Origin of the sequence: Streptomyces sp. NBC_01264, from assembly GCF_026340675.1 — a bacterium.
Lineage (GTDB): Bacteria > Actinomycetota > Actinomycetes > Streptomycetales > Streptomycetaceae > Streptomyces.
On record NZ_JAPEOX010000002.1, the window covers coordinates 55,724 to 69,480 of the forward strand.

The 13,757-nt window shown below is 65.9% G+C and carries 8 protein-coding genes and 3 pseudogenes; 6 read left to right on the top strand and 5 right to left on the bottom strand.

Features of this window, described 5'->3' with window-relative positions; all coding sequences use genetic code 11:
- Window positions 1–132: 132 nt before the first annotated feature.
- Entirely contained in the window at window positions 133–2,520 is a 2,388-nt protein-coding gene (locus tag OG435_RS33025) for a hypothetical protein (RefSeq protein WP_266882479.1), read from the bottom strand.
- A gap of 248 nt (window positions 2,521–2,768) precedes the next feature.
- On the opposite strand from OG435_RS33025, the pseudogene OG435_RS50780 reads away from it, so the two are divergent.
- Window positions 2,769–4,128 (top strand): annotated as a pseudogene (locus tag OG435_RS50780) (IS701 family transposase).
- 439 nt (window positions 4,129–4,567) lie between these two features.
- On the opposite strand, the gene OG435_RS33045 reads toward OG435_RS50780, so the two are convergent.
- Complete coding sequence (locus tag OG435_RS33045; protein WP_266882486.1) at window positions 4,568–5,992, bottom strand: IS701 family transposase; 1,425 nt, start codon at window positions 5,990–5,992, stop codon at window positions 4,568–4,570.
- Between the two features lie 173 nt (window positions 5,993–6,165).
- Between OG435_RS33045 and OG435_RS50410 the strand changes: the two genes are divergently transcribed.
- Both OG435_RS50410 and OG435_RS33050 read left to right on the top strand, forming a co-directional pair.
- The gene (locus OG435_RS50410; RefSeq protein WP_353962803.1) at window positions 6,166–6,396 is read left to right on the top strand and encodes a transposase family protein; all 231 of its coding nucleotides are present in this window, start codon (window positions 6,166–6,168) and stop codon (window positions 6,394–6,396) included.
- A gap of 18 nt (window positions 6,397–6,414) precedes the next feature.
- On the top strand, window positions 6,415–7,224 hold the full coding sequence (locus OG435_RS33050; protein WP_266886326.1) for an ISAs1 family transposase: 810 nt from the start codon (window positions 6,415–6,417) through the stop codon (window positions 7,222–7,224).
- A gap of 255 nt (window positions 7,225–7,479) precedes the next feature.
- Here OG435_RS33050 and OG435_RS33055 read toward each other — a convergent pair whose 3' ends face one another.
- A complete protein-coding gene (locus tag OG435_RS33055; protein ID WP_266882488.1) occupies window positions 7,480–8,163 on the bottom strand; it encodes a transglycosylase SLT domain-containing protein in 684 nt (227 codons plus the stop codon).
- Between the two features lie 532 nt (window positions 8,164–8,695).
- On the opposite strand from OG435_RS33055, the gene OG435_RS33060 reads away from it, so the two are divergent.
- The gene (locus OG435_RS33060) at window positions 8,696–9,031 is read left to right on the top strand and encodes a hypothetical protein (protein ID WP_266882490.1); all 336 of its coding nucleotides are present in this window, start codon (window positions 8,696–8,698) and stop codon (window positions 9,029–9,031) included.
- Between the two features lie 312 nt (window positions 9,032–9,343).
- Here the strand turns inward: OG435_RS33060 and OG435_RS33065 are convergent.
- Both OG435_RS33065 and OG435_RS33070 read right to left on the bottom strand, forming a co-directional pair.
- Window positions 9,344–9,523 (bottom strand): annotated as a pseudogene (locus tag OG435_RS33065) (IS5/IS1182 family transposase); the annotation flags it as partial.
- Window positions 9,524–9,535: 12 nt separating this feature from the next.
- Window positions 9,536–10,993: a penicillin-binding transpeptidase domain-containing protein gene (locus OG435_RS33070; protein ID WP_266882492.1), complete on the bottom strand. Its 1,458-nt coding sequence runs from the start codon at window positions 10,991–10,993 to the stop codon at window positions 9,536–9,538.
- Window positions 10,994–11,518: 525 nt separating this feature from the next.
- Here OG435_RS33070 and OG435_RS33075 point away from each other — a divergent pair.
- A complete protein-coding gene (locus OG435_RS33075) occupies window positions 11,519–12,733 on the top strand; it encodes an IS110 family transposase (protein ID WP_266881342.1) in 1,215 nt (404 codons plus the stop codon).
- A gap of 488 nt (window positions 12,734–13,221) precedes the next feature.
- Window positions 13,222–13,560: pseudogene (locus OG435_RS33080) on the top strand (transposase); the annotation flags it as partial.
- Between the last annotated feature and the right edge of the window lie 197 nt (window positions 13,561–13,757).

Below are 13,757 nucleotides of genomic sequence, written 5' to 3' on the forward strand. Positions count from 1 at the left end.
TGTGCCCAGCAGGTTCACCAGGCCATCAGGATTATTGAGTCAAAAAAAGGTTCGGTTGCCTGTTCTTTTGGTTCGTCGTCGCAGGTCAGCGAGCTCTCGGCAGGCAGTCGAACTATTTCGATTCAATATGAATCAGACCTGGCCATTGACGCTTTCCGCGAAATGCTGGATATTGTAAGCGGATTTCGCGGCCGTCCCCGTATCGGAATGGGCGATGAGTCGTGCGCCAGGCCTGCTGGTTCCATTGGCCCGAGACAGGTCATAGTCCAAGATGGCCCCGTCTACATAGTGGCTCGATTCGTGGAGTATCACAAAGGCCTGCTGATCGCTTGAGAAGTCACTGAAGAACGTGTCCGTCACGTACACAGCCTTCCCGGTATCGGTCCACGCGGTGAATTTTGCCTTCAAATCCCCGCCACCACCGTAGCGATAGACAGGAATGTCACCGAGCACGCTAGTCATTCCTGTGAGCGTTACCCTTATCTCTCCGAGAGATTTCTCTCTCCATGATTTTCCGAACCAGTCGACGAGCAACTTCTCCTCGCCCCCACTGACCGCAGTCTCAAAGTATGTGAGGGCATTCTGCGCGAAGCCGGCAGCGTTCTTCTTGGCAGCCTCCACCTGACCATTCTGGTCATCGTTCATCTCACCGGGCACGATCGGATCATTCTTCGCCTCTTCATCCTTCTTGCGTGGCGGCTCGTCATCCGAAGTGGCACCGCCCAGCAGTGTTTCTTCATTCCTGTAAATCGCCCGCGCGAACCATTCGATGTTGTAGGCACGCTCTAGACCCAGCCCCTCCCTGGCATTCGTCTTGATGCCACTAAGACCTGACCCTCCCTCGTCCGTCGTGGAGTAGTACATGTGGGTTGATTCATGCAGAAGATCCAAAGCCTGCATCTGCGGATCGGTATCGTAGAACGAAGACGTCACATGCACGGGTATACCGGAATTCCCCGCGACGGTGAACGCCCTGACTGAATCCGTGACATCAGGTCCTTGGCGTTTGTGATTTTTGTGCCAATTCTTCACCGGGATTTTAGCAAGTTTCACTGAAAGTTCTTCGTAGAGTTTCGCCGCTGCCGATACGGATTCTGGGGTCGGCTTCGCGTTCAAGAGGGTCGTGTAGAGCTTGTGAACCGTCTTCACATCCGGGTCCATTTCCTCGTGCAACCCGTTGGCAAGCTGCTCAAGGTAAACCGCGGCACTACGCGCAAGCTCTGAAGCGAACATCCTGGCCGCTTCGACCACTGACTTTTGCGTGTCATCAAGCTCGGGAGAATCCGCCCACTCCGCCTTGCGATGCCAATTCGATTTCTTGGTTGGCCGCGATCCCTTCTCACCCCGGACGTACGCCTTTTCCCCTCGCTTGTCCTTGATCAGAGCCTTCCACGTCCCCTCCTCTACTGGATGTCTTGTCGACACGCCACTGATGGTGGCATCGATCACCTCTGGGTATTTGATACCCGCCGGCTTCATTGCGGCGACCCGGCGCTTCAATTTCGCGTCGAGCCGCGCGACACAAACTTCACCATTGTCCGTGGCCCAGCGCGGCACCAGCGCGGCAAGAATATGGAACGGGTTTCCCCCTGGCCAGAGAACCTCAATCGTGCTCTCATGCTCAGGGGTAAACCAGGTTGGCCTATTCTCCTCGCTGAGTTCGTCATCATTGAACGTCGAAATGATATACTGCAGAGAAGGAATGAATGCATCTTGGTTGCGTCCACCCCACAGTCGAAGTACCGCTCCGTTCAGCATGGAGCCGCTGTCTTGGGTCAGATAGGCGGTGTGACCCCGACGATACAAATCCCAATCCTCTTCGCCTATCTCGGTCATGTTCTCTTTGATCTCGTCTCGAATGGCACGGTTTTGATTCAGCCATACATTCATTTTCAGGAGATCGGCTTGCGGCAGGGGGGGCGTTTGGGAATCATCCACCTTTTCCCCGGAGTGGCCATAGCCGGCCGCAATCACCAGCGAGGCAACATATTTATCCGCCGCAAAGGCGTACCAGAGCGTGCGCACTGCGGTTTGCAGTGCCTCAAGCTTATCTGGCTCAAAAATGCCAGCGGTTAGGACACTTTCCCAGCTACACGCACTAAGGATATCTGCATACTTATTGATCGCCTGGCGGAGCTTTGGATTCTCGGCGAGCCGTTTACCCATAGCCGAGATCGCTTCATCCGAGACGGTGCTTGAATTTGCATTTGAAACGCGCTGCAGCTGCTCACCATAGGCCAAGGAATCGATCTGTTGCTGGATCATGCTCAGCAGGGCCAGATGTCGCTGCTCATTTTCCATGCTGACAAGACAGTCTCCATCGAGGAGCGTTTTCAGAAGTGCGATCTGATCCGCCGTGAGGATCGTCGGCAGTTTAATGTCGAAATCAGACCGCCCATTAGCGCACCATAGCACGGCAATGTCTGCCTTGAGAGCTGAGGAGATCTCCGGGTTGATCGCAAGCCAGTTATACATGTAAGCATACTGCTGATGCGTAATTGTTGCGGCTGTGTTCTCCATGAGTTCCCCTTATGTGGCGTGGAAGTTTTGGGGAAAAGCTCGATCATCTCGCTCCCCATTGTCTTTTATATTCTGGCTACCAGTTTCCCGCAGGCAGCGGTGCCACGTGAATCCCGAAGGGGCGGTCCTAAAGGCACCGTTCAGCTACGGCAGCTGTAGATAGCGCTGCCTGTGCTCATCGTGGCTGGTCAGCGGGGTGATGGGGTGGGGTGCGGGCGTGAGGACGGCCGCCCTGATCATGACGTGGTGTGACGCAACATCAGAACGAGACGGCCGCTTCGACCACGGTCGACGGAGCAGGCCACGACAGGGCCTTCGGGGCCTTGTCGGCCTCGTTGTCCGACTGCTTCGCCCGCTCCGAGAGCAGGGAGACGTTCGCGCGGATGACGCGGGGCATGCTGATGGAGCTCGAGGACGTCAACTGCTGGAGCCCGGCCGAAGCGATCGGCGAGCGAGGTCCGCACCGCCTGCATCATCTGCTGTCCCGTGCGGTGTGGGACGAACAAACGGTGCTGGAACGGACGGCGGCCTGGGCCGTTGACCTGCTCGACGACGGCGACGGGATCCTGATCGCGGACGAGACGGGGGACGCGAAGTCCTCGACCGACGAGGTGGCCGCGGCCCGCCAGTACTCCGGCTCGGTCGGCGGCGTGGCTCTGTGCCAGGTGGCCGTGCACCTCACCTTCGCCACGGCCGCCGGGCACTGCCTGATCGACCGGCGCCTGTACTTCACCAAGGCGTGGGCCGGCGACGAGGAGCGTCGTGAGCTGACCGGTGTTCCCGACGAGCTGGGCTTCGCGAGCAAGCCGCAACTCGCGGCCCGCATGGCTCGCGCCGCCCATCAGCAGGGCATATCCGCCTCGTTCTTCCTGGGCGACGAGGTCTACGGAGGGCGGGAGTTGCGTACGGCCTGCCGCGAGCTGGGCCTGCGCTACGTCGTGGGCGTGCGCTCCGATCGCCAGGTCACCACCCCGGCCGCGAAGCTGAGCGTGACCCAGATGGCCGCCCGGCTGCCGAAGCGGGCCTGGCAGCGGATGCGGACCGGTGCGGGGCAGAAGGGCGTACGTGACTACGACTGGGCGATGATCGAGGTCACCGCCGACGACACCCCGCCGCACACGACCGCGACGCGGGGACGTCCTTCCTGCTGGTCCGCCGGCACCGCTACACCCGCACCGTGTCCTACTACCGCTGCTTCGCCCCCGGGCCGGTGACCCTGGCAAGACTGGTGTCACTGGTGTGCCTCAGGTGGCGGGTGGAGGACGACTTCCAGGACGCGAAGGAGACCTGCGATCTCGACAAAGGCCAGGTCACCTGCTGGAACTCCTGGCGTCGCTGGAGCACGATCGCCCTGGTCGCCTACGCTTTCCTGGCCGTCGCCGCCACCCTCGAACTAGCCGCCCAGACCGGCCGGAACGACCCGTCGAGGCCGACCTCGTCCCCCTCAGCAGCCACGAACTCCTCCGCCTGCTACGGGCCTTAATCCTCCCGCCGCCCCGACGAGACCGCCCCCACCTGCTGTGGTGGTCCACCTGGCGTCGCCGACATCAACAACGCGCCCGCCTCTGCCACCAGAAACGGCACACGTACGCCGACACCACACCATGATCAGAAAATTCAGCAGCCGCCATCTACAGCTGCCGTATCTGTGGGTGTGGAGTGTCGCCAAGGCGCTGCATTCCTTTGTGGATTGGCGATGTTAAGACTCTATATCCGCGTGGCGAATAAATCATACGCGGAAAGTGCAATCCATCAGGCAATCAAGTTCCCGGACGAACCACCAGGGCTGGTTCAAAGTTGTCAGCTGACACGGCAGGTGGCTGTACTGAAGTTCGGCCGGGCCTACGCGAACGCGCTGCGCCGCCGGAGGCAGGGCTGATTCAAAGTCCAGGTGATCATGTGACGGTGCTGGTCACTGCGGTGTGAGGCTCCTCCAGGTGGCCCGTCACGAACACAACGAAGCTCCGGTTGACGGGGTGACCTCGCAAGTCGCCCTGAACACCCGGAGCTCCGATGTGCCGTCAGTCACGGCAGCTGTAGTTCTGGTTCAGGGCTGATCGTGGCGGTGGTGTCGTTGCTGGTGGCGGGTGGTCGCGACGGCTTGGTGGTGGCGCCGCCAGGCGATCCAGTGCAGGACGTGGTCACGGTCGCGGGCTGGTGGGGGTAGCACAAGGGCCCGGAGGAGACGGATGAGCTCGGGGCAGGTCAGCGGGACGAGTCCGGGCGGCGGCTCGGAGTCTTCGTGGACGGCTGCGGTGGTGAGGGCGAGGACGGCGGCGGCGATCAGGGAGAACAGTGACCAGCGCATCCAGGAGTTCCAGCAGGTCACCTGGCCCTGGTCGAGTCCGGTGAAGCCCTTGCCGAGCTGGAAGGCTTCCTCGATGCGCCACCTGCGGCAGATCACTTCCACCAGCGTGGCCAGCGAAACGTCGCCGGGCGCCCAGCAGCGGAAGAAGGACACCTCACCGGTGTAGCGGTGCCGCCGCGCGACCAACACACTCGTCCCGGCCCCGGCCCCGGCCCCGTTCTCGTTCTCGTTCTCGTTCTCGTTCTCGTTCTCGTTCTCGTTCTCGTTCTCGTTCTCGTTCTCGTTCTCGTTCTCGTCGGGAGTGTCGTCGGGGCGGACGTCGAGCCAGGCCCAGTCGTACTCCCGGGTGCCCTTGGTGCCATGCCCGGTCTGCCGGCGCATCCACTGCCCGGGCCGCACCCTGTTGACCAGTTTGCGGGCCTCCCGCCGGTGGCCGGCCCCGTCGGTGACCTGGTACGAAGCCGGGATACCGACCACGTAGCCGAGATCCAGCGCGCGTATGCCCCGGCGCAGTTCGCGTCCGCAGTACACCTCGTCGCCCGCGAACCAGCGGGCCTCGATCCCCGTGGCGAGTGCGTCGGTGACCATGGCCAGTGCCTGCTGCGGTTTCGTCGCGAAGGTGACGTGCTCCGGCACCCCGGCCATCTGGCGGCGTTCCTCGTCCGCGGCCCAGTCCGCCGGGAGGTACAGGGCCCGGTCAAGGATCATCTTCGTGGTCGAGGTGACCGCCGCCAGGTGGACCGCCACCTGGCACAGACCCACACCGCCGATCGCCCCCGAGTACTGCCTGCCGGCCCCCACGCAGTCCGTGGACGACTTCGCATCGCCCGTCTCGTCCACCACCAGCACCACTTCCTGCCCGGCGAGTTCACCGGCAAGCAGACCGGCGATCTCCCTGCGGGCCAGATCGTGATCGAACCGGGCCCGGGACAGCAGATGCTGCAACCGGTGCGGCCCCGGATGTCCCAACGCCTGCCCGAGAGTCCAGCAGTTCCGCGTGTCCACCTCGAGCAACAGCCCCGTGACCAGCTCCGCCGCCGTCGCCCGTGCCTCACGCCGCACGAAACAGCCCGCGACCACACTCATCGCCCTTCCGAAGGCCTCGCCCCACGCCTTCTCGGCTACCGTGGCCTCCACGGCCACCGCGTCTCGATACGTCGTCACAAACGTTCATGATCACGGTGGCCATACCCATGCCTGCACCCACCCCAGCAAGTCCCTGAACAGCGACAACGACGGAACTACAGCTGCCGTGTCAGTCTGCCACCGCCTGCCTGGCCAAGTCGCCCTCGCGTCAACAACGCGAACTCCCCGGCACGGCAGCCCGGCTGGCCGTCCTGCCCGACCCACGCGACCGGCGCGGACGTCGACACACCCTCACCTCGGTCCTGCCGACCGCCGCCTGTGCGGTCCTGGCCGGCGCCCGCTCCTACCTGACCATTGGCCAGTGGGCCCGCCACGCACCCCAAGACATCCTTGCCCGCCTGGGGTTTCATATGCGCGGACCGCTCGGCGTGCGCCGTCCGGCCTCGCCCTCCACCCTGCGTCGCGTGCTGACCCTGGTGTGACCCGGCGGGCTGGCCGACCTGCTTGGACACGATCCGACCGAGGCGGAGTCGGTCGCGGTGGACGGCAAGACCACCCGCGGCTCGCGCACCGACGCCGCCCCGGCCGCCCACCTCCTGTCCGCAGTCACGGCCGCCAGCCGCGCCGTCAGTCAGCTGCGGGTGCCGGACAAGACCAACGAAATCACTGGCTCCACCGCCCTGCTGACCCCGTTCGACCTGACCGGCACCGTAGTGACCGCCGACGCTCTGCACACCCAGCGCGAGCACGCGAAGTGGCTGGTGGAGGTGAAGAAGGCGCACTACCCGCGGGTCGTCAAGGGCAACCAGCCGACCCTGCACACGGCGCTGAAGTCCCTGCCGTGGAAGGAGGTGACCGCCCGCCGCTACGACCGCGAGGCCGGGCACGGGCGGCGCGAGACCCGCTCGGTACGCACGCTCACCGTCACCGGCCTCGGCCTGGACTTCCCCCACGTCGTCCAGGCGGCGAAGATCCTGCGGCATCGCACCGACGCCAAGACCGGCAAGGTCACCCGACAGACCATCCACGCCATCACCGACATGACCGCGTGGGAGGCATCGCCGCAGCTCATCGGACGTCTCGCCAGGTCACAGTGGTGCATCGAGGCCGTCCACCACGTCAGAGACGTAACGTTCGCCGAGGACGCCTCCGAGATCCGGACCGGACACGGACCGGAGAACATGGCCACACTGCGGAACTTCGCGATCAACACCCTGCGGGACGCCGGCCACCACAGCATCGCCGCCGGACTACGGGAGGTCTCCTACACGCCGTTCACCCGCCCGCTCGACCTGCTCGGGCTGACCTGACCAGCATCGCCACATGATCACCTGAACTTTGAATCAGCCCTGGGCGGGCAGGCGTGCCGAGTTCTGCAAGGAATGCCGGTTCTGGAATCTCATGAGACGGCCTCGGATGTAATACACTTCCCGCTTTGCCGAAAAAACCCATCCGTGGAGTGCATTCCCAGTCTGCGCCGGCATCGCGACGTGCCGGTAGGGGCAACCGGCCCGATAGTCCCGGGCAGGGGTAAACGAAGGGGAGTATTCGTATACCGGAGATCTTCAGTACGCACTGTCAACGTTGTCGATCGAGCCATAACGGGCGGCCGCATAGTTGGCCGCGGCCACGATGTTGGCGACCGGGTTGTACTGGGACTCCGCAGTGCCAGGCACGTGGTAGGCCAGGAAAGTCGGACGGATGACCTGGAGCAGGCCGATGGACGGATCACCGTCCCTGGCGTTGACGTCCCAGCCGTTGGTCGCCGACGGATTCCCACTGGACTCGCGCATGATGTTCTTGTAGAGACCGTCGTACGTACCCGGGATGTCGTGCCTCCTCATAATCTTGAGCGACTCCTTGATCCAGCCGTTGAGATTGTTCGCGTAGACCGGAGTGCGGGCGGCCGGCCGCTCTGCGGCCCCGTCTCCTCGACGGCTCTTCTCGCGGTGAAGGCCCTTGTCGTGGTGGTGCGTCGACACGATGTGCCGGGCAGGCCCGGCATGCGTCTCCGCGACGGTCTGCTGAACGGCCAGGTACTCCAGGGCCTTCGGCCGCCCGCCGCCGATGACCTGGGTCCAGGCGGCGGGTACGGCCGCCATGGCCGTGGGGCTCCCTCCCGAGTGGGAGCCGACGGTGACGAGAGAGAAGGCAAGGGCTGCGGATCCCAAGGCGGCAACACCGACGATCGCGGCCCGGCGCGCCGGCATCGGTCGGTGGCTTCGGCCCGGAGCGCCGGTCTCAAGCATGGGGAAACCTCTTCGAATAGCGGGAATGTCTGGAAAGCACCGCGGGACAGTGGCGCCGTGGGACTTAATTCTTAGCGGCGGAGGGAATGCCCCGCAATAACGTGACCTACGATCTCCCATAGTGGATCAGGGAGTCCCGGGGCCGTTCATCAGAGCCGAGATATTCCGGAAAGCTCAGGAGGAGGACGGGCGCGTGCGGACTGTTTACCCGTCCGCTAGGTGGCTTCGTAAGTGACTTACGACCCCGTGATCGGTCTCACATCAAATGCGGTCGAGGTGATCACGAATGTGTTCGACGGGAACGCCGCAGGCGCTGAAGGCCGCCCGCCCCTCGTGTCCGTGTTTCTCCACACTCCCTTTCGGGCACGCCGGGGCCGGCCGCAGCGGGACTCGGGGCCCTGGAGTCAGGACCTTCGCGGCCGCTGTGCCGGGCCTGTGAGGTGTGCCATGGATGGTGGGTATCCGGCCCCGGCAGGCCCATACCTCCCGCCGCCGGACCGGCGGCGGCAACCCATCGCCGGAAGGGGATCCGATGTACTTCCCCGAGTCCGACACGCGCTTCGCCCCGACCTCGGGACCGCTCTGCCCCGGGGACCTCCTCCGGGAGCCGTACACTTTCACCTGCCTGACCTGCGGCATTAGTTGGGAGGCGGAGTACGAGGTGATCTGCCGCATGGGGAACCTGGGCGTGGACCGCGAGATCTACACCGTCGACGGCGAAGTGACACCGCCGCCCACCGCGCCTCGGACCTGCGCGGGCTGCGGCAGCGCACAGGTCCGCGGCAGGCAGACGGAGCCGACCACCGTGGCGCACAACGTGCCCGTGCCGCGCCTGCGCCTGCGCCTGCGGACACGAAGCCGTCGCTGAAGAGCGAGGCAACCGTTGTGGGGCAGTCGGTGGTCCCGGCCCCGCACGACGGGGTTGCCGGGTCAACACGAGCGGCCGCGCGGGGTGTGCGGGTCGCACCGCGCCTGGCGGCCGCCTCAGCCACGCCCTTCCGCATCCTCCATGGGCCGACTCGACGCGAGCATCGTGACGCTCACCTCTCCCAACCTGGGAGTTCCACTCCCCCATTGGCCACGGTCCAGCGGTTCTCCCTCCCGTACCCGCTCGCCCTCACCGCGGCACTCGCCGCCGTCGGGCATCTCCCGGACGCACTGGGCAGTATCCGACAAATGATCATGGGGCTGGTTCGCGGAGCCTGAGGATCAGCGGGGCCCGGACGACTCCGGCGCGGTAGCGCTCGGCGAGCTTGTCGAACCTGGTCGCGATCGCGCGGAACTGCTCGAGGCGTGCGAAGCCCGGCTGGAGCAGGCCTTGTCGCCCAGGACTCGGGCCGGTGTCCTGCGCCGGCGGCCGACGCGACGGCCCTCAGCCGAACAGCGCCGCCCGCATCATAGCCGCGGCAATCGGCGCCGCCTGCCCGTTGCCCGATACATCGGTGCGGACCGCGCCGCTGGACTGTACGAGTACGGCCACCGCGACCTCCTTCCCCCGCGGGCCGCGGGCGCAGGAGACGAACCACGCGTACGGCTCACCGTTGTTGCCGTCACCGTTCTGGGCGGTGCCGGTCTTGCCGCCGACAGTGAGGCCTCCGATCCGGGCGTTCGTGCCGGTGCCGTCCTCGACCACCGTCCGCATCGCCGAGCACAGCTCTCCGGCGGTGGCGGCCGACATCGCGGGCGAGCCCCCGTACGGTCCTGGATCGGCCTTGCTCAGCGCGTGGCCGCTCGCATCGGTCGTCTCCTCGACCATGTACGGCTTCATCAGGGTGCCGCCGTCGGCGACGGCCGAGACGACCATCGCCATCTCCAAGGGTGTGGCCTGGTCGTCGAACTGGCCGAACCCCGACAGCGCGGTCTGTGCGGCATTCATCCGGGACGGGTACACGCTTTCCGCCGCACGTACGGGTGTGTCCACATCGGGATCGTTGAAACCGAGCCGGTCGGCCTCGGCCGCGATCCGGGCGCTGCCCAGCTGAACGGCGATCTTGGCGAAGACGGTGTTGCAGGAGTACTGCAGGGCGGTACGGATGCTGGCGTTGCGGCAGGGGGCGGAGGATTCCTCGTTGGTGACGTACCGCGTGGTCCGCGGCGGCAGGTAGGGGTCCGGGCTCTGCGTCGGAGTGTCGACGTCCGGGTAGAGCCCGTCCTTGAGTGCGGCGGCCGCGACCACCAGTTTGAACACGGACCCGGGTGCGAGGGGATCCCGCAGGGCGCGGTTCAGCGTCGGTGTCCGCGGGTCCGCGAGCAGTGCCTGCCTCGCCCGCACGTCAGCGGGCGACTCCCCGGAGAACGTCCCCGGGTCATAGGAGGGGGTACTGGCCATGGCGAGGATCGCGCCGGTCCTCGGGTCCAGGGCGACAGCTGCGCCCGTACTGGCTCCGAGACCCCGGTAGGCCGCCTTCTGCACGGCGGGGTCGATCGTGGTGAGCACCTCGCCCGGTCTGGCCGGCGTCCTGCCGAATTCTTGCAGCGGGGACTTCAGGCGGGGGTCGGTGCCGTCGAGGAGCGGCTGGTCCAGGGCCTCCAGCTGGGTACTGCCGTAGAGCTGTGAGGAGTAGCCGGTCACGGGAGCGTAGAGCTTGCCGTCCGTGTAGGTGCGCTTGTACGCGAGGTCGCCGCTCGTGCGCTCGGACCCGGTGACCGGGCGCCCCTCCACCAGGATGTCGCCCAGCGGACGGCTGTAGCGGTCGATGGCATCGCGCTCGTTGTGCGGGTTCACGGCAAGGCTGTGGGACTCGCCCGCCTGCAGCCACGTAACGCGCACGAGGAGGGCGAGGGCCAAGCCGAAGAGCACGACGGCAACACGCCGCACGGGCCGGTTCACGCGTCATCTTCCCGCCCGGCTGCGCCGGCGCGGTACACCGACGGAGACGGACAAGGATCTGCGGACGGGCAGCGGGCGGGAACCAGGGCTCGACTTGGCCGGCATAAAGGGCTCTTCACGGAAGACGGAGGAACAGGACTGGACCCCTCCAGCCTCCACCACGGTCCGCTCCCCCAAGGGATTACCTTCGTCCCGACCTTGCCTCGCTCACCACGACGAAAGGTAGCCGTGCGGGTGCCGACGCCCAGCCAGGCCGGTGCCCCCGTTATCTTTTTCGCGGTCCTGCAATGGGGCCGCTGGCCTCCGGGCCCGGTATGACTGTGTCCCCTCTGTCGAAGTGATGGCCTGGGGGGTGGTGTCGCCGGGGCCGTGGGGTGCCGTCGGAGATGCTGATGAGAGACCCGGCCACCGCCCGGTCCGGCGCAATGCCGGGCAGAGACGTGGGCGGCAGGTCTGCATAACGTGGATGCGCGAGCACGGTGCCAACGCCGAGGCCGGCCAGGTCAACCACCCGGGAGGGGTGCGATGTTAGACACCGGTGATGTGGGCGTCTTCCTGGGTATGGACGTCGGCAAGACAGCTCACCACGGCCACGGTCTGACGCCGGCGGGCAAGAAGGTCTTCGACAAACCGATGCCTAACAGCGAACCGAGACTGCGGGCCGTCTTCGACAAGCTGATCGCGAAGTTCGGCACGGTGCTGGTGATCGTGGACCAGCCCGCATCGATCGGGGCTCTGCCGCTGACCGTCGCCCGGGACGCGGGCTGCGAAGTCGCCTACCTGCCCGGCCTCGCGATGCGGCGGATCGCTGATCTGTATCCGGGCGAGGCGAAAACGGACGCGAAGGACGCGGCGGTGATCGCGGACGCGGCCAGGACGATGCCCCATGTCCTGCGTTCGCTGGAGCTGACCGACGAGGTCACTGCCGAGCTCACGGTGCTGACCGGCTTCGACCAGGACCTCGCCGCCGAAGCCACCCGCACCAGCAACCGGATACGCGGCCTGCTCACCCAGTTCCACCCCTCGCTGGAACGCGTACTCGGACCCCGGCTGGACCACCGGGCCGTCACCTGGCTCCTCGAACGCTACGGATCCCCGGCCGCTCTGCGGAAAGCCGGCCGCCGCAGGCTCGTCGAACTCATCCGCCCGAAGGCCCCGCGGATGGCCGTCCGGCTGATCGACGAGGTCTTCGACGCTCTCGACGAACAGACCGTCGTGGTCCCGGGAACCGGGACTCTCGACATCGTGATCCCGTCCCTGGCCGCTTCCCTCGCGGCGGTTCACGACCAGCGCCGGGCCTTGGAAGCGCAGATCAACAGCCTGCTGGAGGCTCACCCTCTTCACCAGGTCCTGACCTCGATGCCGGGAGTCGGCGTCAGGACCGCTGCCGTCCTGCTGGTCACCGTCGGCGACGGCACCAGTTTCCCCAGCGCCGCCCACCTCGCCTCCTACGCCGGGCTCGCGCCGACGACGAAGTCGTCCGGGACCTCGATCCACGGCGAACACGCACCCAGAGGCGGAAACCGGCAGCTCAAACGCGCCATGTTCCTCTCCGCCTTCGCCTGCATGAACGCCGACCCGGCCTCCCGCACCTACTACGACAGACAAAGAGCCCGCGGGAAAACCCACACCCAGGCCCTCCTCCGCCTCGCCCGCCAACGCATCAGCGTCCTGTTCGCCATGCTCCGCGACGGCACCTTCTACGAGTCCAGAACCCCCGCCATCACCCTCGCCGCATGACCACCCCAAACAGCCCCATACCCGGCACCACGTCCTTGACGAAGGACATAGAGACACCCCCCCGTAGGAATGGTCAGTTTGCTCGTCACAGCGCTGGCGCACCCGAAACCCCGCATCTCGCCCAGGATCGGGCCAGTGGGCCGCACGGGTACCCCTTGTCCCCCAGTGATCCCCCACGGGTGCCCGCGCTCACCCTCTACGACGTCGCCGTGCACGCCGGAGTGTCTGAGTCCTCTTGGCGCCACCACCACGCCGCGTTCACCGCAGCCAGCCGTCCCATCAGCCGCGTCAGTGGCCCTCACGGCGCGTGGCAGGAAGCAGGAGCGCGGCAACCAGGCCCACCGCCAGGGCCGACGGCATGATCAGGAGGGCAGTGTGGAAGTCGCCGGCGGTGGGGAGCGTGTCTGAAAGATCGTGTAAGTCCGTGATGTGGAAGCCTGGCCCGGGGCTCGGCCTCGGGCCTGTGGGCCAGGCGGATCGGACGAGTCATGGCAGACAAAAACGAAGCGGCCGCGTCCGTGGCCAGCGACAATACGGTCGACGAGGTGCTCGAGCGGCTGCTCGACAAAGCTGACGCCTCCGGGGCGGCCCTTCTCGGTGAGGGCGGGCTCCTGACCGAGATCACCAAGGCCGTCCTCGAGCGGGCCCTGGAAGCCGAGATGAGTGAACACCTCGGCTACGAACGCGGAGATTCCGGAGGTCACGGGTCTGGGAACTCCCGCAACGGAACCTCGCCCAAGACGGTCCTGACCGATGCCGGAGCGGTCACTCTGGCGGTGCCGCGTGATGCTACGAGGACCCCTCCCCCGGATTTGCCGCGCTCTGCGGCTTCCTGGCCTTCTACCCGTCCCGGGTGGATCACTGCCGAGTCGGGGACGAGGAAGTGGTCGCGCAGCCGGGAGACTTCTACGGGGGCTGGATCACATCCGAGATCAAGGGGCCCTTCAAGGGCCCTCCGGGTACCCGGGGGTGGTGATGCCGACCGCGCCGCCGCCGGATGGGCCCGGCTCGCGTATCCGGCAGC

Coding starts and splice junctions, on each gene's coding strand:
- OG435_RS33025 (WP_266882479.1), bottom strand. CDS start 2,520: ATGGAGAACACAGCCGCAACAATTACGCATCAGCAGTATGCTTACATG.
- OG435_RS33055 (WP_266882488.1), bottom strand. CDS start 8,163: ATGCTTGAGACCGGCGCTCCGGGCCGAAGCCACCGACCGATGCCGGCG.
- OG435_RS33075 (WP_266881342.1), top strand. CDS start 11,519: ATGTTAGACACCGGTGATGTGGGCGTCTTCCTGGGTATGGACGTCGGC.
- OG435_RS33060 (WP_266882490.1), top strand. CDS start 8,696: ATGTACTTCCCCGAGTCCGACACGCGCTTCGCCCCGACCTCGGGACCG.